This window comes from Polynucleobacter sinensis, assembly GCF_001595985.1.
Classification (GTDB): domain Bacteria; phylum Pseudomonadota; class Gammaproteobacteria; order Burkholderiales; family Burkholderiaceae; genus Polynucleobacter; species Polynucleobacter sinensis.
In genome coordinates this window covers 1-19338 of sequence record NZ_LOJJ01000001.1, presented here as the reverse complement: position 1 = coordinate 19338, position 19338 = coordinate 1, and the positions used below count along the sequence as shown (strand labels likewise).

The 19338-nt window shown below is 42.4% G+C and carries 21 protein-coding genes; 13 read left to right on the top strand and 8 right to left on the bottom strand.

Translation table 11 applies throughout. The features are described 5' to 3' along the window. Positions 1 to 72: 72 nt before the first annotated feature. The 4 genes from AOB49_RS00100 to AOB49_RS00085 are packed head-to-tail and all read left to right on the top strand — an operon-like array spanning position 73 to position 5226. Positions 73 to 1332 carry a site-specific integrase gene (locus AOB49_RS00100; RefSeq protein WP_062306460.1) on the top strand — a complete coding sequence of 420 codons (1260 nt, stop codon included), beginning with the start codon at positions 73 to 75 and terminating at the stop codon, positions 1330 to 1332. After that, positions 1325 to 2833: a site-specific integrase gene (locus AOB49_RS00095; RefSeq protein ID WP_062306458.1), complete on the top strand. Its 1509-nt coding sequence runs from the start codon at positions 1325 to 1327 to the stop codon at positions 2831 to 2833. Before AOB49_RS00100 ends, AOB49_RS00095 begins: the two co-directional genes overlap by 8 nt. Continuing rightward, the gene (locus AOB49_RS00090) at positions 2826 to 4814 is read left to right on the top strand and encodes a hypothetical protein (protein ID WP_062306457.1); all 1989 of its coding nucleotides are present in this window, start codon (positions 2826 to 2828) and stop codon (positions 4812 to 4814) included. The genes AOB49_RS00095 and AOB49_RS00090 overlap by 8 nt, the downstream gene beginning before the upstream one ends. Continuing rightward, positions 4801 to 5226: a hypothetical protein gene (locus tag AOB49_RS00085; protein WP_062306454.1), complete on the top strand. Its 426-nt coding sequence runs from the start codon at positions 4801 to 4803 to the stop codon at positions 5224 to 5226. Before AOB49_RS00090 ends, AOB49_RS00085 begins: the two co-directional genes overlap by 14 nt. A 7-nt stretch (positions 5227 to 5233) precedes the next feature. On the opposite strand, the gene AOB49_RS00080 is transcribed toward AOB49_RS00085, so the two are convergent. Then, on the bottom strand, positions 5234 to 5599 hold the full coding sequence (locus AOB49_RS00080; RefSeq protein WP_062306450.1) for a hypothetical protein: 366 nt from the start codon (positions 5597 to 5599) through the stop codon (positions 5234 to 5236). Positions 5600 to 5743: 144 nt separating this feature from the next. Between AOB49_RS00080 and AOB49_RS00075 the strand changes: the two genes are divergently transcribed. Next, positions 5744 to 5992, top strand: coding sequence for a helix-turn-helix domain-containing protein (locus AOB49_RS00075; protein ID WP_062306446.1), 249 nt, complete (start codon positions 5744 to 5746; stop codon positions 5990 to 5992). A 263-nt stretch (positions 5993 to 6255) separates the two neighbouring features. Here the strand turns inward: AOB49_RS00075 and AOB49_RS00070 are convergent, their stop codons facing one another. Further along, positions 6256 to 6747, bottom strand: coding sequence for a hypothetical protein (locus AOB49_RS00070; RefSeq protein ID WP_062306442.1), 492 nt, complete (start codon positions 6745 to 6747; stop codon positions 6256 to 6258). Between the two features lie 133 nt (positions 6748 to 6880). Between AOB49_RS00070 and AOB49_RS00065 the strand changes: the two genes are divergently transcribed. The 4 genes from AOB49_RS00065 to AOB49_RS00050 all read left to right on the top strand — a co-directional run bounded on the left by AOB49_RS00065 (position 6881) and on the right by AOB49_RS00050 (position 10847). Next, positions 6881 to 7525: a peroxiredoxin gene (locus AOB49_RS00065; protein WP_062306440.1), complete on the top strand. Its 645-nt coding sequence runs from the start codon at positions 6881 to 6883 to the stop codon at positions 7523 to 7525. Between the two features lie 114 nt (positions 7526 to 7639). After that, positions 7640 to 9004, top strand: a complete 1365-nt coding sequence (locus tag AOB49_RS00060; protein WP_062306437.1) for a cytochrome ubiquinol oxidase subunit I — start codon at positions 7640 to 7642, stop codon at positions 9002 to 9004. A gap of 3 nt (positions 9005 to 9007) precedes the next feature. After that, positions 9008 to 10024, top strand: coding sequence for a cytochrome d ubiquinol oxidase subunit II (locus tag AOB49_RS00055; RefSeq protein WP_062306434.1), 1017 nt, complete (start codon positions 9008 to 9010; stop codon positions 10022 to 10024). A gap of 103 nt (positions 10025 to 10127) precedes the next feature. Next, entirely contained in the window at positions 10128 to 10847 is a 720-nt protein-coding gene (locus AOB49_RS00050) for a Crp/Fnr family transcriptional regulator (protein ID WP_245640573.1), read from the top strand. A gap of 43 nt (positions 10848 to 10890) precedes the next feature. Here the strand turns inward: AOB49_RS00050 and AOB49_RS00045 are convergent, their stop codons facing one another. From AOB49_RS00045 to AOB49_RS00030, 4 genes are read right to left on the bottom strand one after another with little or no spacing between them, the layout of a single operon-like run. Next, positions 10891 to 11565, bottom strand: coding sequence for a class I SAM-dependent methyltransferase (locus AOB49_RS00045; protein ID WP_062306431.1), 675 nt, complete (start codon positions 11563 to 11565; stop codon positions 10891 to 10893). Between the two features lie 38 nt (positions 11566 to 11603). Beyond that, positions 11604 to 12986: a TolC family protein gene (locus AOB49_RS00040; RefSeq protein ID WP_062306427.1), complete on the bottom strand. Its 1383-nt coding sequence runs from the start codon at positions 12984 to 12986 to the stop codon at positions 11604 to 11606. A gap of 15 nt (positions 12987 to 13001) precedes the next feature. Further along, positions 13002 to 13211, bottom strand: a complete 210-nt coding sequence (locus AOB49_RS00035; RefSeq protein ID WP_062306426.1) for a YgaP family membrane protein — start codon at positions 13209 to 13211, stop codon at positions 13002 to 13004. Between the two features lie 19 nt (positions 13212 to 13230). Then, positions 13231 to 16449, bottom strand: coding sequence for an efflux RND transporter permease subunit (locus AOB49_RS00030; protein ID WP_062306423.1), 3219 nt, complete (start codon positions 16447 to 16449; stop codon positions 13231 to 13233). Positions 16450 to 16549: 100 nt separating this feature from the next. Between AOB49_RS00030 and AOB49_RS00025 the strand changes: the two genes are divergently transcribed. After that, positions 16550 to 16858: an ArsR/SmtB family transcription factor gene (locus AOB49_RS00025; RefSeq protein WP_062306422.1), complete on the top strand. Its 309-nt coding sequence runs from the start codon at positions 16550 to 16552 to the stop codon at positions 16856 to 16858. A 25-nt stretch (positions 16859 to 16883) separates the two neighbouring features. Here AOB49_RS00025 and trxC read toward each other — a convergent pair whose 3' ends face one another. Beyond that, a complete protein-coding gene (gene trxC / locus AOB49_RS00020) occupies positions 16884 to 17303 on the bottom strand; it encodes a thioredoxin TrxC (protein WP_062306420.1) in 420 nt (139 codons plus the stop codon). A 23-nt stretch (positions 17304 to 17326) separates the two neighbouring features. Continuing rightward, entirely contained in the window at positions 17327 to 17638 is a 312-nt protein-coding gene (locus AOB49_RS00015; protein WP_062306418.1) for a hypothetical protein, read from the bottom strand. Between the two features lie 151 nt (positions 17639 to 17789). Between AOB49_RS00015 and AOB49_RS00010 the strand changes: the two genes are divergently transcribed. From AOB49_RS00010 to AOB49_RS12340, 3 genes are all read left to right on the top strand, one after another. Beyond that, on the top strand, positions 17790 to 18125 hold the full coding sequence (locus tag AOB49_RS00010) for a hypothetical protein (RefSeq protein ID WP_062306415.1): 336 nt from the start codon (positions 17790 to 17792) through the stop codon (positions 18123 to 18125). 63 nt (positions 18126 to 18188) lie between these two features. Continuing rightward, positions 18189 to 18569 carry a rhodanese-like domain-containing protein gene (locus AOB49_RS00005; protein ID WP_062306413.1) on the top strand — a complete coding sequence of 127 codons (381 nt, stop codon included), beginning with the start codon at positions 18189 to 18191 and terminating at the stop codon, positions 18567 to 18569. Between the two features lie 113 nt (positions 18570 to 18682). Continuing rightward, positions 18683 to 18811: a DUF3149 domain-containing protein gene (locus AOB49_RS12340; protein ID WP_082783992.1), complete on the top strand. Its 129-nt coding sequence runs from the start codon at positions 18683 to 18685 to the stop codon at positions 18809 to 18811. Positions 18812 to 19338: the final 527 nt, after the last annotated feature.

The window sequence follows — 19338 nt, the reverse complement described above, 5'->3', positions numbered from 1 at the left end:
GCTTTATTTACATTAATTTAATTAAGCGTACTATTGTGAAGTTAAATACCCTTAATAAAAGTGTAAATAAAGATGAAATATTCAATCAAAAAGATAAGGTTTGAAAGTGGAGAGCGTTTTGTTAATTTGGTTAACGAAGCTGGCATTCCTTTGTTTTTGCCGACAATATGGCTATTAACCTCGTATAGAGGCAGGGGGCTTGCTTTCAACACGCTCTACCAGGCCGTTCAGTCAATTGAGGTTCTATACACCTACCTTTCAAACAAAGGCATAGATCTGGACGATCGGTTATCTCAAGGCCCTCTCTTTACAAACGCAGAGTTAGACGACCTTCTTAGCTTTTTAAAAAAACCAATTGCGGATATTAGGCAAGAACAAAAGCATTCAGCAGGGCAAAGGAAAAAGAGTTTCAAAGGCGGGGAATCCGTAAGGATGGGAAGCCCCAAGGTGGGGGTCGAGATTTCGTCTAATACTGCCCTTACACGAATTACCTATGTTCGTGATTTCCTTCAATATTGCTGTATGCATCAGATTCACCGCACACAAGGCAATCAATCTCGGGCGAACGATTTAAGTCGCTCAAAAGAGCTTATTGATCAATACCTAAAAGAGCGAGCCCCGAAATTACAAGCCTCCATATCTGAGAGATTGGGGCTAAGTAAGGAAGTGCAGGAAAAAATTAACGAATTAATTAAAGTGGGTGGAAAAAGTAATCCTTGGGTAAATAGCCGAGTACAACTTAGAAACTTTTTGATTATTCGGTTCTTGCTGGAGACGGGAATGCGCCGTGGTGAGATGCTCAACATTATGGTGCCAGATATCAACTTTCAAAGTCATACGGTTAAGGTTGTTAGAAGGCCTGATAACCCTAACGATCCTAGATTAGATCAGCCTGTAGTCAAAACTTTAAGTCGAGAGATTCCTATTTCCGATAAGCTTTGTTTGCTTATAAGAGAATATATAAGCACAAATCGAAATAAAGATTTTCAAGCAAAAAAACATGGATTTCTATTTACGGCTTTGGGCACAGGCTCACCAATGGCAATCAATAGCTTAAGCAAGGTTTTTAAAGTCATAAAAGCTGCTTTGCAAGATGTGGATGAGCAGATTAGCCCTCACATACTTAGACACACATGGAACGATAATTTTTCTGACTATTGCGACTCAAAGAAGACAGGCCAATCTGAAGAAGAGCGCATACGAAATAGCATAATGGGCTGGAGTCCGAACTCAAAGATGGCTGCACGATACTCAAAAAGACATACTAGAGAGGCTGCAAGAAAAGCCTCCGAAGGAATGCAGAGAAAACATTGGGGGGTCGGCGATGAGTGAAGAGATAGATCTGCTAGCTTCCTCTCAGAGGGTTATCCAGGTTAAGGGTGGCGGAGTTATCTTTTTTGAAGCTGATCCATGGATATTTCGTGGTGTTGGACAAAATATTAAATTTTCTTTTGATGATTTAGCTATAGGTGTTGAGTTAAGGGGGTCAATTAAAAAAACGCTCGCCTGGTACCTCGAAAACCATTCCCTTGGACATGTAACTAACATCTATATGCGTTTTAGGCATTTTGTTAAGAATTGGCAAGCTTCGCAGCGTGAATATATAACTAGCGCAGACATATTGAATTACAGAGGTGTATTGAATGATTCCACGGCTTGGTATCTTGGAACTTTGGGTGGATTTTTCAAAAAGATTCATCGATCTGGTTATCCTGGTGTTGAAAAATCAGTGGTTGACCTTCTTTCTCAAATAAAAATCAAAGGCAATAAAAAGGGTGAGGCAGTACGTACTGCCGATCCAGATATTGGTGCCTATACCGAAATTGAAACCCAGGCACTATTCCGAGAGCTCAAGAATAAGTTTCATTCAAAAGAAATTTCCCTCAAGGAGTATTCGCTGTTCTCTCTCTTTTTGGCCTTTGGGATGAGAAATATTCAATATGCGCAAATGAAGGTTTGCGATATTCAATATATCAATGGCATAGATGGTGCGGACACTTACTTGGTAAAAATTCCTAGGGGAAAGAAAAGGGTTATTCCAAGGTCGTCTTTCCTAGAAATGAGATTAAACCCAGAGGCGGGTGCCATGATTCTCGAATATGCAAATCAGGTTCGATCCAAATTTAGTGACGAGCTGCAAGATATCGAATTGTTGCCTTTGTTTCCAGGCAGATTCACCTCTGATCAAGTGAATGATTTTTATGGCCATTCAACGTCAGCGCAAATTGGATGCATTTTAAGTGGGATCGAGAAAAAACTGGCTGTAGTTTCCGAAAGAACTGGGAAGACAATCAACATCTCTGGAGTTCGTTTCAGAAGATCTATTGGTACTCGGGCTGTAGAAGAGGGCCACGGATTATTAACTGTAGCGGCCTTGCTAGACCATGAAGATACCCAGAATGTGGGCGTTTATGTAGAAGCAACCTCAACAATGATTGATAAGATTGATAAGGCCGTAGCTTTTAAGTTGGCCCCAATGGCGCAGGCATTTAAAGGTAAATTAATTGAAGGAGTCTCTCAAGCTACAAGAGGGGCAGATCCAAGTAGCTTGATTCGTTCCCCGAGGTTTGATCCAGCATATAAGCCAATGGGAAGCTGCGGCGAATTCGGTTTTTGTAATTTAATGGCTCCGCTATCTTGCTACACATGTAGTAATTTTGAGCCTTGGTTGGACGGCCCCCATGAAAAAGTCCTAGATTTTTTATTGGGTGAACGGGAGCGACTTTCAGGAAGGGGTGATGCACGTATTGCTGCTGTGAATGATCAGACAATCCTTGCGGTATCTCAAGTAATCCTAATCTGCAATAAGCAATTGGGGTTTTCAAATGAATGATCTTGCCCTCTTTATCCCTATTCAAAATGCAAATGCTCAAGAAAATTTAGATGAATTTATTCGATTCGCTAGGGAGGATTTAACTATATTTGGCGTAGATCTAGATTTTGATTCGAATTCATGGGATGTCACTGAGACCCTGAATATTAAAGCTCGAGCCTCAAAGACGCGTTGTATCTTTAATAATTTCAAAACGAGTATTGGCAATCGTTCAAGAGCCGGAACAATCATGGAGGAGTCATATTTAAGTTTTTCTAAGGCCTATGTACGTTATATGCATGGCTTAAGCCCTAAGAAGGCAATAAATCATAGGTTGGCGGTATTGAGGCTTGTGGAACAGGCTTTATCCGAATATGGCTTTCTTAGTCCAATCCATATCAATCAAGACATTATGAATAGAGCGTCTCAATTAGCTGTTGAGAACTACTCCAAAAGTCTTACGTATAGGCTTGGCGCTCAGTTGGAGAGGCTGGTTGTTGTCATATCGGAAAATAAGTTGCTTGCTACACCATTTCAGTGGCGAAATCCAATTAAAAGACCATCTGACAGCCAGAGAATTGGTGAGGAGGCGGATAAAAGGCGTGAAGAAAAAATGCCGTCACCAGCAGCATTAGACGCATTGCCGCAGATTTTTAGAATGGCAACAAAAGATATTCATGTCATCGTTAGTGCAACAACTGCAATTCTTTTGGCATCTCCTGATCGAATTAATGAGGTGCTTAGGCTCGAGGATAAGTGTGAGGTCATTCGGAAAAACAAGCAGGGTGGAGATATATACGGACTGCGGTGGCGAGGCTCAAAAGGAGGGGACTCAACGATCAAAGAGATTATTAGCTCCATGGTTGATGTTGTTAAAGAGGCTTTAAATAAGATTAGATATGAAACCAAAACGGCAAGAGCAATTGCTAAATGGTATGAAGATAATCCTGCAAAAGTATTTTTAAGACCGGAGATGGAGTGCTTAAGATCTAAGGAATTGTTATCCGTTAAAGAGGCTGCGCATATTTTATGGGGTACTGATCGACCCAAGCGGGAGTCCCAGCTTCCGTTTAAAACTAAAAAAATTGATGGAAAGCTTTATGTTGAATTTGAAGCCCTTGAAAATTGGGTGATATCTCAGCTGCCAAGCGAATTTCCATTTTATGATCAAGATTCTGATCTGAAATATAGTGAGGCACTTTATATTGCCTTAAGAAATCAATTTAGGCCTAAGAAGGCTACATATATATGCCTATTTGAATGTATTGATGTTAATAAAATTAATTCATATTTAGGCACAAGAAGCTTAAGTGGAATCCCTTCAATTTTTGATGCCTTTGATTTTTTTGAGCCAAATGGAGGGCCAATTTCAGTTAAGACCCACCAATTTAGGCACTACCTAAATACTCTGGCTTTGGCTGGCGGCATGAGCGAAATTGAAGTTTCTAAATGGTCCGGTAGAAAAGATGTAAAACAAACTTCAGCGTATGATCACCGAACTAGCTCTGAGATAGTGCAGCAAATTAGGGGTGCAATAGGTAACCCAGATAAGTCATTCGGCCCAATCTCTAGATTAGGTCGAAGCAACCTCATTACGAGGGACCAGATATCGCAGCTTATTGTGGAAACGGTGCATACCACTGATATTGGATATTGCTTGCATAACTTTGTAGCATCGCCATGCCAACTTCATCTCGATTGCATTAACTGCCAGGAGATGGTCTGCATCAAGGGCGATAAGAAAGCTCAAGATAGTTTGCGATTGAGGCTGGAAGAATCAAATACTTTATTAAAGCAATCTCAGGCCGCTGTTGATGAGGGCTTCTTTGGAGCTGACCGATGGCTATCGCATCAAATGGAAGTGAATAAGCGGTATGCACAGCTTAATGAGCTGTTGGATAATCCGACCATTCCCAATGGCACAGTCATTCAGTTATCAAAACCAAAAACCTTAATTGAGCAAGAGGCGCTAAAGTTGGAGATTAAGAATGAGAAAAATTAACACGGCATCCAAAAGATCCAAGAATTTAACCTCTGAAACAATTGAGGCTATCGTGAAAATACTCGATGGCTGGTCAGGGAAGTTAACTTGGGAACTCTTAATAGACGAGGTCTCAAAGAGGCTTCATCAGACCTACACGAGGCAGGCCTTATCTTCTTATGAGAGAGTTAAGGGTGCCTTTCAATTGCAAAAAGGCAGATTGCCCTATCTAAAGGAGGGGGCAAAAAAACTCTATAGCCCTGAAGATATTGCAGAAAGTCAGCGTAACGCCAGGCTGGTTGCTGAAAATGCAAGGCTTGAAAGTGAGAATCAACGACTTTTAGAGCAATTTACTAGGTGGGCATACAACGCCCATACCCAAGGAATCCCAGAAGAGATTTTAAATAGAGCACTACCGAAAGTGCATAGATAGTTGATAGTTACTCTTCCCAACTCACGTCTCGATTTGTAAGAATTGTTTCCAGTGTTGCAGGCGCTGGAGCAATGTTTGTATTGCGCCGCACCGTCTCAAGTGAAATCTCAAAGTAAAGATACCGCAGGTAGTTAAATAGATCTTCCTCGGAAAAGGTGACCTTCTTGCCCTTCCCGCCATGCTTGTGAAATATAAGATGGACAACCATCGCCAATGGCGCAGTTAAGTAGCTGTGATCCCCCTCTTGTAGGATCATCTCCAAATCCCTCTCAAGTAAATCTAACCATTCATCGGTGAGATTGCATGGCAAAGCTGCCTCTGCTCCTTGCTTTAAGACTTCTTTACTTAGTCTCTCCATATTGCTTTTTTCCATAACCCATCTCCTGACTTAGATCTACAGGGCTCCTATTAAGGGCTTCAAAAGTCGCGCCTGATTGGCCACAAATTTAAACTAATTTGGCTAAATTGTCACTCATAGAGAGTGGTCTTATAGTAATCATAGTCATAGCATCAAAACATGGCTAAACAAATTAATGTCAGCAAAAAAGACCCCCGACTGTTATTCGGCTCAAACCTTGCAAAATTACGGAAAGAGATTGGCATCTCTCAAGAGCAGTTGGCGCTGGAAAGTGGAATCGCTAGAAGTTATTTGGGCGGGGTTGAGAGAGGTCAACGAAATATTGCAATCATCAATATTTGCAAATTAGCTGAAGCATTGAAGCTTGATCCGTCAGAGTTGCTCAAATTTAATTCAGATAAGCTTTAATCAAACTTGTGAGTATTAAGGCGAAAAGGGCTACCTGTAATTATTTAAAAGAGCCGCCCATTGAAATCTAGTGGGGCGTTGTAACTCCTATTCGCCGTCTTCCTCTTGACCTATTGCAGACAGTCAAATGAGACTATTTTTAGGGTTTTGATCGGCCGAGTCCGGCCAGTAGGAGACGGCCAATTTAAGCATGAATGCAATATCTGCCTGGTTTTTTTCCTTATTTTCAAAACCCCATTAAGCATAAATTGAATAGGCCTTAATTACTGAGCTTCTAAGGCTTGAGCTAAACCATCGGTAGTTTTCACAAACTCGATGTGGGTGATTTTTCCCTTTTTTAAAAATACCGCTGTCAGGGCTCCATCCTCTCGGGGAAATGTTTTGGTTTCATCGGCATTTAGTACGACACCTAGCGAATAAGGAAGCTCTCTCATAGAGGGAAGGGCGAAGTTTCTGGTGATAAAGCCCGGCATTTTGCTCATATCTGATAGATACACCGCATTCATAGATTTGAGGTATTCCGCTGGCTTTTGGCTCAGCAGGCCTTGAGCAATCGTATTGGCATCGCGACTGCCGCTAAATAAAACTAGCTTGGTATCTGCAGGAACTGTCCAGGGCTTTTCATGCTGATCTGTAAGGGTCATCTGCGGAATCGAGCCACCGACTTGAATAGGATTGGTCTGCGCGTTTGAAAATGGACTAATGGTGATCGTAATCAGGGTTAGGAGCGTAAAAAGCCTTTTGGATATCAGCACGGTAGATTTCTCGGTAATGGTTAAGGGGTAACGATAGCTAGAAGCCTTATCAGCAGCATCAAATATAAATATACATTATATAAAAATATAAAATAAGTGTATGATTAAAGTTCAATAAACAAAGGACAAAATCATGAGTGAAATCGTAATGCAGTTCCCAAGATTAAATGAGAGGGCGCCAGAATTTAGCGCTAAAACTACTTTTGGAGATAAAAAGCTTGCTGATTATGAAGGTAAGTGGCTCATTCTTTTCTCTCATCCAGCAGATTTCACGCCAGTATGTACTACGGAGTTTATTGGCTTTGCTAAAGCAGCGGAGACATTTAAATCAATGAACTGTGAGCTATTAGGCTTGTCAATCGATAGCCTCTTTTCGCATTTAGCATGGGTTAGAAATATTGAAGAGAAATTTGGTCAAAAGATCACCTTTCCAATCATTGAAGATATCAAGATGGAAGTGGCCTCTGCCTACGGCATGGTGCATCCAGGTGCAGCCGATACTCAGGCAGTACGCGCTACCTTTTTTATTGATCCTAAAGGTATCTTGCGTGCCATGGTTTACTACCCAATGAGTAATGGTCGATCTATTGATGAATTTGTCCGTTTATTACAAGCGATGCAAACCAGTGATAAGAATTCAGTAGCCACTCCAGAAGGTTGGACGCCAGGTTGCGATGTCATCGTGCCTCCGCCAAAAACTTCTGAGGCAGCTGATAAGCGCGCTAGTGAAGGTTACAACACGGTGGATTGGTATTACAGCACTAAAAAGTTAAATTAACCTGGTATCTTAACCATTCCAAATCCTTGCTAATACGAAAGGATTTGGAATATGTCCTTCCAGCGCCATAGTCAATTTAGTGACACAATATTTGCATCACTTTAATTTGGAGATATCGTGCTCGATTCGTTGCTTTATAGTCGCATTCAATTTGGTGCGAATATTTCCTTCCATATTCTTTTCCCGACAATTTCGATTGCATTAGGTTGGTTTCTTTTTTACTTCAAGATTCAACATAACCGAACTGGATTAGATTGCTGGCAAGAGGCATATCAGTTCTGGATAAAAATCTTCGCTTTAACTTTTGCTTTAGGTGTCGTAAGTGGCATCACGATGAGTTTTCAGTTTGGGACAAACTGGCCCGGCTATATGGAAACAGTCGGCAATATTGCTGGCCCATTACTAGCTTATGAAGTTTTAACGGCATTTTTTCTTGAGGCAACTTTTCTAGGAGTCATGCTCTTTGGCGCAAAGCGTGTTTCGCAACGAGTCCATACATTGGCCACCTTTCTCGTGGCTTTTGGAACCAGTCTTTCTGCCTTCTGGATCATTGCTTTAAATTCATGGATGCAAACCCCGCAGGGATTTACCATGATTGACGGTAGGGCACATGCCGTTGATTGGATGGCTATTATCTTTAATCCATCGATGCCTTATCGGCTTGCTCACATGCTTCTGGCCTCCTTTCTGACGGTATCATTTTTCTTGGCTGGAATTTCTGCATATCGATATCTGCGGAATAGTCGCTCACCAGCAAACTTACTGGTAATGAAGTTGGCTCTCACTGTTGCCATGGTTTTAACGCCTATTCAAATCATGCTTGGAGATTTGCACGGCCTCAATACCCTTCATCATCAGCCTGCAAAGTTAGCTGCCATGGAGGGGATTTGGAATGGCGGTACTGGTGTACCTGCAGTGATCTTTGGAATACCGAATCAACAAACTCGCACCAATGATTATGAGATCAGTATTCCTAAGTTGGCATCGCTGTACTTAACTCATAGCTGGGATGGTGAGGTTAAGGGTTTGAATGAATTTGGAGAGAAGATTCCTCCTGTCGCCCCTGTATTTTTTGCTTTTCGGATCATGGTTGGCATGGGTATCTTAATGCTCTTATTTTCATGGTTAGGGCGGTGGCAGTTACGTCAAAATCGACATCTACCAAGGTTGATAGCCAAAGGTTTGGTGTTGATGACCTTTTCTGGCTGGGTTGCAGTCTTAGCTGGTTGGTATGTGACCGAAATTGGACGTCAACCCTACTTAGTTACTGGCGTGCTTACAACTGCTCAAGCCGCAACAACTTTGCCAACAAGCATGGTCTTTTCTACACTTTTTGCTTATTTAACTCTTTATGTAGGTTTGTTGAGCGCATACATTTGGGTGGTTTTCTATCTGGCTCGTCAGGCTGATGATAAAGAAAATCCCAATGCTCAAATTGAGAAAAAATCCGAATCCTCGTGGAGCCCCTTTAGGACTTAAGTTATGACGCCAATTGACTTCACCCAAGCATCAGTCTGGTTGCCACTATTTTTCTTTGTCGCGATGGGTATTGCCATGCTGTCATATGTAGTTCTGGATGGTTACGACTTGGGAATCGGAATGCTCCTTAATCGGGCATCGGATCATGATAAGGACATGATGATTGCATCGATTGGTCCATTCTGGGATGCTAATGAAACCTGGATTGTTTTGGGTGTCGGCTTATTGCTAGTTGCATTTCCTCTGGCTCACGGGGTAATACTGACAGAGCTTTACTTGCCTGTAGCGGCAATGTTGATTGGATTAATTTTGCGAGGCGTCTCATTTGACTTTAGGGTCAAGGTCAATATTGAGCAAAAGCCACTTTGGAACTTATTGTTTTACGTCGGCAGTTTGATCGCCTCGGTCTCTCAGGGCATCATGATCGGCCGGCTGATTGTGGGTTTTGATTCAGGAATTCTGGGCTGGGTCTTTTCACTCCTTGTTGGAATATGTTTACCAGCAGGTTATATTCTCTTGGGATCTGCCTGGTTAATTTTAAAAACTGAAGGAACCCTTCAGCAACAATCATTTCGATGGGCTAAAACAAGTTTATGGCTCACTGGATTTGGGGTCGCATTAGTCTCTGCTGCTACTCCATACTTCAGTCCTGAAATTATGCATAAATGGTTTTCTTGGCCACAAATTCTTTGGCTTTCCCCAATTCCCATTGCGACCGCTATTTTATTTTTTCTCGCCAATCATTTTATTTGTGCATTAGAAAAAGGCTCCAGCAAGAGGGAGTGGTTACCTTTTGCCTGTGTTGTTGCCATTTTTTGGCTGGCATTTTTTGGTATTGCTTATAGTATTTTTCCATATGTCATTATTGGGAAAATGACGTTGTGGCAAGCGGCTGCAGCTACTGAATCCCTATGGTTTATTTTTTGGGGTGCAATCGTAGTTCTGCCTACCATTCTTGGTTATACCCTTTTTTCATACAGAATCTTTAAGGGTAAAGCTAGCGTACTCACTTATTATTAGTAACGTTTTACCCCATTTATTATTCAGCATGTATATGCGTATAAACGTATATACAAATGTACGCATAAAATAATGTCTATAGAGTTAACTTGAGAATATCGCGATGATGAAGCCTGTAGATATAAAGATTGCTTGGCAGGGTCAGAGCGACTGTGAGTCATGCTCTATCCGGAGCTCTGCTTTGTTCGCAGAGTTAAATGAGGAGGATTTCTCTAAAATTCATTCTCCAATAGACGATTTAAAGTATGAAGCAAATTCTTTGATTTATTCCCAGGGTGAATCTGCTCAGCATGTTTATACCTTGCGTCAAGGTTATTTAAAGTTACTCCATCTCAATCCTGATGGCACCAGCAGGATTGTACGGCTTGTAAAGCCGGGAGATTTATTTGGGATGGAGGCACTATTGGGTGATCATTACAAGCACGCTGCTACTGCGCTTACTAATATTCGTGCGTGTAAGATTCCTAAAAATGTTATTTCAAGTCTGGGGGAGGAATCTCCAAGATTGCATCGTCAGATAGTGAAGAAATGGGGTGAGGCGCTCTCGGAATCTGAAGCATGGTTTTCAGAGATTAATACTGGGCGCATTGAAATTCGCCTAGCCAGATTTTTTATTCAACTGGCAAGGGAAACGAGCTCCCACACAGTCGCACCTCTTTTTAGACGTGAGGATCTGGGTTTGATGATGGATGTCAAATTTGAAACAATTAGTAGAGCCTTAGCATCTATGTCAGAGCAGGGGTTGATTTCAGATGTTACAAGGCTTTCAGTCCAAATTCCCAATATGAATGCGCTCAAGGATTTTGCAAAACGAGGAATGTAATTCGCTGATAGTAATTAATAGCTAGAAAATAATTCACCGCTGATTATGAAAACATCGGCATCATAATTGCTGATAGGGCGAACTGCCATATCGATACTGGCTTCTTAATTGCCACCACCCCAATTAGCGCTGATTTTCCAGAATGTGCTTTTCCCTCGCTTAATTCTGCTTCATAGCTTTTTAAGACTTCAATTTTTGTATTCTTAAGCAAACTCTTTATAACTCGTTCTGTGTACAAATTTTCAATCTGACTTGGCCCACCGGTTTTATATTCCAATTGCTTGGGCGTGTAACCCTGCAGGATTAAGACGCCGCCCGGCTTTAATGCTAATAGCATATCTTTAAATAATCTTGAGCGTTCTTTGGGGTTTGAGAATTGAATGAATATCGCAATGATTGCATCGTAATCGCCCGCCTCCCAATTTATTGACTGACAATCAGATACAACGTAATTGACCTCTACATTTTTACTGCTCGCAAACTTTTTTGCTTTCTCAATTGCGATATCAGAAAAGTCAAACGCATCAACTTGGTGATTCTGCTGGGCTAGCCAAGTAGAGTTTCTGCCTTCGCCATCTGCAATACACAAAATTCGGGCATTTTCTTTGAGGTGCTTTGGGGCCATCTCTTGTAAAAATGTGTTTGCTTCAGTTCCGAATAGAAAGTCTTCGCTATTAAAGCGGTCATCCCACATTTTTTTAGCTTCTAAATTCTTCATCTGATTTCCTTCGTTCTTCTAAGTTTGCTTTTGTTGGATCAATTAAGGTATGCATTTACCATTGAAAGATCCTGCTCTGAGATTTCACCCGTAAGCGCAGCTAGGCGTAATCGATTAAGAAGATAGTTCACTTTTTCCATATAAAGCGCATAGTCATTGGCAATAAGGTCGCTTTCGGCTCCCAAAAGTTCCATCGTGGTGCGAGAACCATGCGCATACCCGACCCGAGTAGAGCTTAACCTTGCTTCGCCAGTCTTTTGGGCACTTGATAATGCCGTCAGCTTATCCTTTGCGCTATTGAGTGAATACCAAACTGATCTTAAGGTTCTCTCTAGATTCTGCTCAGACTTGTTGTACTCGGCTTTAATCTTTTCAACCAAGAGCAATGACTCTTCTTGCTTAGCCGTGCGGTAGCCGCCGGTATATAGAGGGATTGAAAGCTGTAATCCAACGAGATAATTATTGGTTGCTGTATTGTTAGCGGGGCCAAAATTGCCAGATCCACTTAAACTATCTTTAGAGGACTGTGCAACCGCATCCAACTTAGGTGAGGCTGCTGCACCGTACTTTTCAGCCTCTTCTTTCGCAGCTTTTTCTTGCGTTGAAAGCATTTGCAGTTGGATATTCTGGGACTTAAGCTTTCCTACATGAGTTTCGAGGTTTGGAAGTGATAGTTGCGCAACATTTAAGTTGATTTTTGATTTCTCAATATTAACTACGCCCCCGAATAAGTCCTGTAATGCAAGTTTTTTGACTGCAAGATTATTACTTGCATCTAGAGCGCGTACTTTTACCGTGTCCAATCTCTCGTTTGCTTCTTGCATATCAGTTTGACTGGCATCGCCAAGCCTAAAGCGCTTCTCAATTTGTTGGCGCGTATTGGCAATTGCTGCTTCTTGTTTTTTGACCAATCTAACAGACTCTTCGGCACTAAGGACATCGAAATAGCGTTCGGCAACCAACAAGATCAGATTTTGGTTCGCTACTTGAGCACCAAGATTGGAGGCATCGGCTGAGAGATTGAGCTGTCGGCTTTGGGCGAGGCGCTCGCGGTTATAAATTGATTGGGTAGCGCCGACGGTATATCGGTTAACGAAACCATTATTGACTGAGGTATTGAAATTAGCCCCATTAAAGGTGCCCATACCTGGTGCATAGAATTGCGCGCCAGTGGTTGAGGTGTTGTAGCTCATGCTGCCGGTGAGGGCGGTTAAGTTAACGCTTGGAAGCCATAAGGAAGTTCCCTGATCGCGTCTCTTCTCTCCAGCCATCTGCTCATAGCGACTGGCAATGAATTCTGGGTCTCTATTTTGGGCTTCACGCCATACCTCCATTAAGCTTGTTGCCATAGCCGAATTGGATGAAATGGTTAGCAATGCCATCGCAGCCGCTGCAAAAGGTTTTATATCGAGGAGTTTCATTGGTAACCTTTGAATTTATGCGCCAGCTTTAGCGCCCAACTTGCGAACAATTGTTTCCATGAGGCACCAGCGAGTTAAACCACTTTGCAAAATGTTGACGCCAACAAAAGCGGTAAAGGCTAAGAACCATTCATTTGCAAACCATGGACTTCCGGGAGCGCCAAGCGCTACTGAGATGAAAATAAATGTGCCTGCAATGATGCGAACAATTTGCCAAGATGTCATGATGAATTCCTTAAATGAATTAATGGGTTGATTGGAGAATTTTGTCTACTCGATGTGCATAAGCTGAGTAATAGAGCAGGGGAATCACTACCAAAGTGAGCGCTGTTGATACCAGAATTCCAAAAATTAATGAGATTGCAAGGCCATTGAAAATCGGATCATCCAATATAAAGAATGCCCCCAGCATTGCTGCTAACCCTGTAAGTGCAATAGGTTGGGCTCGCGTGATGGCGGCATCCACCACGGCATCCTTAAATGCAATGCCTTGGCGAACCTGAAGGTTAATAAAATCAACCAGCAGTATTGAGTTACGCACAATGATGCCAGCCAGTGCAATCATGCCAATCATGGAGGTTGCTGTAAATTGCGCGCCGAGCAGAGCATGCCCAGGCATCACCCCAACAATCGTGAGGGGAATCGGCGCCATGATGACGAGTGGCGTGAGATAGGAGCCAAAGTGCGCTACAACTAGTAGATATATGAGTATTAAGCCAACCGCATAAGCAGCGCCCATATCACGGAAGGTCTCATAAGTAACTTGCCACTCACCATCCCATTTGATGGCATAGCTTTGGTAGGGATCACTTGGGGCGGCAGTAAAGAATTCTTCCACTTCTTTGCCGTTTGGATCTTTAATTTCTTTGGTCAGCGATCTGGCCTTAAATAAGCCATACAAAGGGCTATCCACTTTTCCGGCGGTATCTCCAATAACATAGCTTACCGGCAGAAGATCCTTGCGATAGATGGTTTGCTCTCTGTCCGCGTCTACGATAGAAACTAATTGACTAAGAGGCACTGCCTCCCGTTGTGAGTTTCTGACAGTCAATTTCAGCAACTCTTTTAATGAGTCCTGTTTATTTTCTGGGAGTCTGATTTCTGTAGGCGCAGAGTATTTGGATTCGTCATGAACGTAAGCAACATTTTCTCCAGCAAGACCAGCCCTTAAGGTTGTCACAATCGCTTGTTGAGAAACGCCCATTAAGCTTGCCTTCCGACGATCAACTAGCAAGAACTGCTTTGGCGATTTTGCGATGCTACTGTCATCAATATCGACAATGCCATCGGTTTTCTCAAGAGCGGATCTCACTGATTTACTTACACTCAGTCTGCCCTCTGGGGTAGGGCCGTAGATCTCAGCAACGATAGGAGAAAGCACTGGAGGTCCTGGAGGTACTTCTACCACCTTGACATTGGCGTTATATTTTTTTGCTATCTCTTGCAATGCAGGACGAATGCGGCTTGCAATGAGGTGGCTTTGATCTGACCGATGGTGCTTATCTACGAGGTTAACTTGAATATCGCCCAATGCTGGGCTTTGCCTAAAGTAGTACTGGCGTACCAAGCCATTAAAGTTTATCGGGGCGGAAGTGCCTGCATAAATCTGGTAGCTGCTTACTTCAGGAGATTTAGATAGGGCTACACCCATTTCTCTCAAAACCTCTGAGGTCTTTTCGACCCTAGTACTTGGCGGCATATCCAAGATCACTTGAAATTCTGATTTGTTATCAAATGGCAACATCTTTAATACCACCAAGCCTGTCATTGGTAGTGAGAGTGAAATCAAGATTGCTCCGATCACCCCGCCTGCGAGAAGTTTCCTATTTCTTTTTCCAGATTGATCACTCAGTAGGGGATCAAATATTTTCTTAAACTTTGGGCTGATCCACTGAGCGAGATTAAAGTGTGCCTTTTGACTATCTGAGTGTTGAGCAAGCCAAATTCTTGCCATCCAAGGTGTAACCATGAAGGCAATTGCAAGTGATAGCAGCATGCCCATACTCGAGTTAATAGGAATGGGGCTCATGTATGGACCCATCAGACCGCTAATAAAGGCCATAGGTAGTAGTGCAGCAATCACGGTAAGTGTTGCCAAAATGGTGGGCCCGCCAACTTCGTCCACTGCGCCAGGAATAATTTCTTTTAAGCGTTTATTGGGGAATAGCAGTTGATGTCGATGAATGTTTTCAACCACCACAATGGCATCATCCACCAAAATTCCAATTGAAAATATCAAGGCAAATAGGGAGACTCTGTTGATGGTAAATCCCCAAGCCCAGGAGGCGAATAATGTTGCGGCTAAGGTAAGTACAACCGCCGATCCAACAATCATCGCCTCTCTACGACCTAATGCAAAGAAAATCAAAGCCACTACTGACAATGTTGCAAAAATGAGTTTCTGGATGAGTTTGCTAGCTTTTTCATTAGCAGTTTCACCATAATTACGCGAGACTGCTATCTCAATATCTTTGGGTATTAGGGTGGACCTTAGGGATTGCAATTGGCTGAGTACTTGATTGGAAACATCGACGGCATTCTCACCAGGTTTTTTGGTGACTGAAATCGTGACCGCTGGATGATCTGCAGGGCCTTTATCAGCAACGTCCGCATGCCAAACTAAGCGTCGATTTTGCATTGGCCCCTCAATGACTGTAGCCACATCCTTGACGTAAACGGGGTTGCCTTGGCGAACTCCTAAGGCAATGCTCTCCACATCTATTAAGTTTCTTAGAAAAGGGCCAGTTTCAATGGCAACGGTCCCTTGTTCTGTAAGAAGATCGCCAACTGGCATGCCTAGATTGGCAGTTTCTAGCGCCATTCTGAGTTCTGGAATGGTGACACCCTTGAGTGCCATTTTCTCAGGGCTGACCTCAATTCGGATTGCCCGTTTTGGGCCGCCAATTGTGGTGACTTCTCGCGTCCCTTTCACTCGTTTTAAATCAATTTCAATTTCATTGGCTATTTTTTCCAACTCATACGATGTGATTGAAGGATTTTTTGAAAATAGCGTCAGTGAGAGTATTGGAACGTCATCAATTCCCTTGGGCTTAATGATGGCGGGCATGACCCCGAGACCTTTTGGCAACCAATCTGAGTTGGCTGCTACGGTATCGTGCAGCCTTACCAGAGCTTCTGTTCTTGGGACGCCAACCTTGAATTGAACGGTGATCACTGAAAGACCTGTTTGAGACATCGACATGACATGTTCGATGCCGGCAATCTGCGATAGCACTTGCTCAGCTGGAATCGAGATCATCTCCTCTACGTTTTTAGCGCTTGCACCGGGAAAGGGGATGATGACATTAGCCATCGTGACATTAATTTGAGGCTCTTCTTCACGCGGAGTCACGATAATGGCAAATAGACCTAAAAGCAAAGCAAGGATCGCTAGCAAGGGTGTAATTTGTGCCCCTTGAAAGAATGCTGCAATTCGGCCTGAAATCCCTAGTTTGTTATCCATGACTCTGCACTCTGTTCTTTAATTTATTTAATTATATTATATAATAAAGTAAAATGAATGATGTGTGTGAGTTTGTTCTACAAAAATTTTGGGGCCTGATATGGGTGTGAATATGGATCTGGAAAGAATGCAGGAATCTGCAAATGAGGCTTGTAGGCTACTTAAAACGCTAGGAAATAGCGATAGATTGCTATTGTTGTGTCAGATAAGTCTGGGTGAAAAGTGTGTTGGAGATCTTGAGAGTGCCTTAGGAATACATCAACCCACACTTTCTCAGCAATTAACTATATTGCGCAATGAGGGTTTGGTTCGAACTAGGAGAGAAGGCAAGCAGATTTATTACTCGCTATCTAGTGAGGTTGCACTTGATGTAATGGGTATTCTTTACAAGAGTTACTGCAATCAGTAGTAAGTGATTGGTTTAATGTGATTTTTTACAGCAGTCGCAAAATAAACTGATCTAACTGTTGGGGAGAAAGCGCTCCACTCAGCCTCTCTATTTCAGTGCCATTTTTAAAGCCTGCTAGCGTAGGAATGGATCTAATTAAAAATTCCTGGCCAATAGCTGGATTTGCTTCGGTATCTAGTTTGATATGAAGAATACTTTCACCATGCTTTTTAGCGCTAGATAGAAAGGTGGGGGCAAACATTTTGCAGGGACCGCACCAAGGAGCCCAAAAATCAACAAGGACAGGCATCTTGCTTTGGCTCAAGATTTCCTTAATGCTCGCTTGGTCGGCGTCGATAGGCCCTAAGAGTAGGCTCGATTTACAAATCCCGCAAATGGGCTTTTGATTAATTCTATCTAGTGGTAAGCGATTAAATTTATGACAGCTAGGGCACTTGATCAGCATGATTTCACCTTTTAATTATTGAATCACCCAATAGATTGATGTACTTGCAGTAGTTTATAAATTGATTCGTGAATTGGTCCAGGTAGGGGCTCCATACCAGCGTCTCCGACCTGCATGCAGATTTGTCCTCTTAAGACAATCAGACCTTTCAATGTTTCGCGTTTATGAAAATGATCGTGCGTGCGATCAATATCGGCCGTTAAGAACTCATGCAAGTACGCATGATTGGATAAATCCAAATTCAAGGCAAAGGCAAGTCTGACAATTTCACGATTAAGCTCATGAATTGTTTTCTCATAATCATTTTCTTGTACTGGTCCTGAAATTGTATTCATATTTTTTTATTGTAGCGGGCAGGGAATGAATTTATAGGGTATTTGATCAAATTCTCCTCTTAGTGGGGTTGGCGCTCTTAATGGGTGGCGGTGAAATATGTTTGATTTAAAACAAAGTGGCGTGAATGAATTGAGCTTAGAGTAAGAGCCTATGAATACTCTCTTAAATATTCTTCCTGGCTTTGTAACATGCCCTCCTGGGGTTGAGCGAAAGATTCTTCATGGCGTGCCTGCAATATTGGGCATCGGAAGTTTAATCATTCTCCTTCCATCTATTGTGACCAGGGCCCTAGTTGCATATGACTATATTCAGGTTACAGGATCGACTATCAAGTTAATTGATATTTTGGTGATTGGTACCCTAGTGGTGTATTGGCTCACAATCCTTACTATAGCCATTGGGGCATTTTTGGTGAAGGTGATGAAGGGACCAGCATATGTTGCTGATGCTTATCCAATGGAAGATGTTGAACTTCCTCAGGTCTAACCTTCTTGCTTATCATTATATATTATCATATAATGATAATTACACCATTTAATAAGGATTGAGATGAAGACGGCACATGATTTGGTTGCAGCAGCAAAGTCTGAAATAAAGGAAGTTGAATTAGCTGATGCAACGCAGGCTATTCAGGATGCAGATGTATTGCTAGACGTCCGTGAGACAGATGAGTATGCAAGTGGCCATATCCCAGGTGCAATCCATATATCTAGAGGGCTACTGGAGTTTAAGTTAAGCAATGATCCGAGTTTTAGCGCTCGAGACATGAAAATTGTGTTGTACTGCAAGAATAGCGGTAGGGCAGCACTTGCATCTAAGGCCCTTCATGAAATGGGCTATCTTCATGTGCAGTCTATATCAGGTGGATTCGATGCTTGGGCAGCAGCAGGCGAACCTATTGCAAAGCCAGAAGCCATTAAATTCGAGTAATACCATCATAAAATATTTATCACTCTCATGTTGATATAGGCAATTTTTTTGATATCAGTCAAATTGATCTTTATTTGAAAGTTCTATAGTCATAAAGTAGGAGGTAGGTCAAAATGAAAATGTGGATAGAACTATTTGGATCTTTTGCTGGTCAGTTAAGTTTGGCTGTAATTTTATTTATGATTGGGATGGCTATTTTCTTTATCAGACTATTTGTTAAAAAAAGTGCTGAGGGCGGATAGATTATTTACCAACATCGGTCTGGGTTTTTGCCAGACTTCAAAGAAGCATTACTTTAAGTAACGCCTGGCGCATTCTTTAAAAGTGCTCTGGAGTAGCGAGGTATTGAGATCATTGCTCCAAAGCACTTTTTTTGAAATCCAATGGGTGAACTTGAGTTTCTTCTCCTCTTATCAAATTAGTCACACAAATACACGCACCGATATTTTGGAGGCGTAACCACACAAAATCCCAGTGTTTTTCTTTGGATTTCTGCTCTCATAACCCTTTGGTCCCAGGTTCAAGTCATGACGGGCCACTAAGAAGCGCTTAAACCATCTTCGGCTGATTTTATTATCTGCGACCGTCTCTTATGGGTCGGCAGCTGCCTAACGCTAGAAACTGGCCCAAAGTCTCATATCGGCCTTGAATTCAACCGATCGATGCAACACACTACAAACTGCGTAAGCGCAAGGAGTGTTGCTCATGAAACAACGACCTCGAATCTATTACACGGCCACCCAGAAGGCTTTAATGTGGGAGCGGTGGC